General features: G+C 45.6%; 2 tRNA genes. Both read left to right on the forward strand.

Annotated features, from left to right (window positions below):
• Positions 1-20: 20 nt before the first annotated feature.
• A tRNA-Ile gene (locus H6A28_RS14930) sits at positions 21-94 on the forward strand.
• 89 nt (positions 95-183) lie between these two features.
• Positions 184-257: transfer RNA gene (locus H6A28_RS14935), tRNA-Ala, on the forward strand.
• The last annotated feature ends 190 nt before the right edge of the window (positions 258-447 follow it).

Genomic DNA, 447 nt, shown 5'->3' on the forward strand with positions numbered 1-447 from the left:
ACGATGATAACTCACAAGCTAGTCCTATAGCTCAGTTGGTTAGAGCGCTACACTGATAATGTAGAGGTCGGCAGTTCAACTCTGCCTGGGACTACCTCAGAAAAAACTTCGCTTTTTATTTGCCGGTTTGAAAGGAAATACCTACCTTTGCAGCCGCTTTGAAAAAATGAAGCATGAAATCTTGGGGGATTAGCTCAGCTGGCTAGAGCACCTGCTTTGCACGCAGGGGGTCAACGGTTCGAATCCGTTATTCTCCACGAAGTGAGAAATAGAGGATGGGCGAGCGCAAGCGAAGCCAGTCCTGACAAGTTCTCCACTAGAAAATAGGTCTATGACATGATGTAACAAGCAAAAAGTAATTTTAGTACGAAAGCTAAAAGTATATATCATCCCGCACCCGTCGAAAGACGGAGTGTGCACGTGATAAGGAAAGTAGGAAAGGGCGCA

This window comes from Bacteroides mediterraneensis (assembly GCF_016900355.1).
Classification (GTDB): Bacteria; Bacteroidota; Bacteroidia; order Bacteroidales; family Bacteroidaceae; genus Phocaeicola.